The 1,934-nt window shown below is 64.6% G+C and carries 2 protein-coding genes and 1 pseudogene; all 3 read right to left on the bottom strand.

Annotated elements, in window-relative coordinates; translation table 11 throughout:
* Positions 1-1,106: pseudogene (locus OQK_RS12195) on the bottom strand (2-octaprenyl-3-methyl-6-methoxy-1,4-benzoquinol hydroxylase); the annotation flags it as partial.
* Between the two features lie 9 nt (positions 1,107-1,115).
* The gene (locus OQK_RS12190) at positions 1,116-1,601 is read right to left on the bottom strand and encodes a DUF4442 domain-containing protein (protein WP_016772636.1); all 486 of its coding nucleotides are present in this window, start codon (positions 1,599-1,601) and stop codon (positions 1,116-1,118) included.
* Positions 1,594-1,934: FAD-dependent monooxygenase (locus OQK_RS31220; protein WP_038860890.1), on the bottom strand; the 341-nt coding region annotated here is incomplete at its 5' end. The genes OQK_RS12190 and OQK_RS31220, both read right to left, overlap by 8 nt.

The following is a 1,934-nucleotide window of genomic DNA, read 5'->3' as shown; positions in this document are numbered from 1 at the left end:
CAGCGCAGTGGCAGCGGGTCGGCCTGGAACAACCGCTCGAAGCCTTCCATCGCCGCCATCAGCGCCAGATTGTGCGGCATACGCCGACGCTCGTAGCGGCTCAGCACCTTCACGTCTGCCAGTCGCTCACCGCGCTCATGCGCTTGCAGCAACACTTCCGCCAGCACCGCTGCATCGAGGAAACCAAGGTTCACACCCTGCCCCGCCAACGGGTGAATGGTGTGCGCCGCATCACCGATCAACGCCAGGCCTTCGGCAACATAACGCTTGGCGTGACGCTGACGCAGCGGCACGCACAGACGCGGGTCGGCGCTGATCACGTCACCGAGGCGCCCTTCGAACGCTCGCTCCAGCTCAGCGCAAAACGCAGCCTCTTCCAGCGCCATCAAGCGCTCGGCTTCAGCCGGTGTGGTCGACCAGACGATCGAGCACCAGTCCTGCTGACCATCACGCTCCAGCGGCAAAAACGCCAATGGCCCGTGATCGGTAAAGCGCTGCCACGCGGTTTTGCGGTGCGGCTGGCTGCAGCGCACGCTGGTGACGATGGCGTGATGCAGATAATTCCACTCGCGAGTCGCCACGCCGGTCAGACGGCGCACAGCAGAATTGGCGCCATCGGCCGCGATCACCAGCGGCGCGCGCAAGGTGCGGCCATCGGCCAGGGTCAGCAGCCAGTCATCGCCGGAGCGACGCATCTGTTCCAGCCGCGCATTGGCCAACATGCCGAGGTCGCAGTCATGCAAACGCTCGAGCAGCGCATCCTGGACCACGCGGTTTTCGACGATGTGGCCGAGCACATCGGCATGCACACTGCTCGCCGAGAAATGAATCTGCCCGGTGCCGCTGCCGTCCCACACGTGCATGTCGGTGTACGGGCTGCTGCGCCGCTGGGCGATGCCGTCCCAGACGCCAAGGCGTTCGAGAATGCGCTGGCTCGCCGCGGACAACGCGCTGACGCGCGGTTCGAACGCCGCTTCGGCATCGAACGGCTTCACGCTCAACGGGCTGCCGTCGAGCAGCAGCACTTCCAGCCCACTGTCCTGTAGCGCCAGCGCCAAGGCGCTGCCGACCATTCCGGCTCCGACAATCAGCAGATCTGCGCGCATTTCCATGCTTTAGGCCTGTCTCGCTTGCGGCTTGAGCCGCACGTAAAGGGTTTTACCGACCCGCGCCACAAGGTTGCCAGCGCCGTCATGAATGTCGACCTGCAACTGCGGCAGGTATTTCTCGCCGTTGGCGGTCTGCCGGCGGATCTCGTCGAGCAGGGTCTGGTCGATGTTGAACCGGGCGAACACCGCGCCTTTGCCCGGCGCAATGAAATCGATGTCGGCGGCCTTGTCCCAGACGATGTATTTCGGGCCGAGGTTTTCCATGAGCATCAACATGAAGAACGGGTCGACCATCGAATACAGACTGCCGCCAAACTGGGTGCCGACGTAGTTGCGGTTGTACCAGCCCAACCCCATGGACACCTGCACATCGCGAAAATCATCGCTGATGTGCCGAACGCGCACTCCGGCGCCGAGATACGGCGGGTAGAAGGTCATTACCCAGCGCATCAATCGTGCCTTGCCGAATTTTTTGCTCAGCCACTCAAGCATCCGGACGGGTTCCCAGGCCCATCGCCTGCCGGGCGAACCAGCGTTTGGCTGGCGGCAGCAGGTCGAGGCCGAGCAGGCCGAGATTGCGCCCCAGCGACACCAGCGGCTGGGTGCTGCCGAACAGGCGCGTGACCTGATCGGAGAAGCCCACCGTCAGGTCCTGATCAAGGCGCTGCCGCTCGCGATAGGCCTGCAACGTGGAGAAGTCGCCCAGCGGCTTGTCGCTGGCGAGCAGCGCGGCAGCCAAGGCGTCGGCGTCACGCAGCGACAGGTTGAAGCCCTGGCCGGCGATCGGGTGCAGGCTGTGCGCGGCGTTGCCGAGCACGGCCAGAT

The organism is Pseudomonas sp. R62 (assembly GCF_000257605.1).
Taxonomy (GTDB): domain Bacteria; phylum Pseudomonadota; class Gammaproteobacteria; order Pseudomonadales; family Pseudomonadaceae; genus Aquipseudomonas; species Aquipseudomonas atacamensis.
Note: the sequence above shows the minus strand (reverse complement) of the source record. Positions and strands in the feature narration are given on the sequence as shown.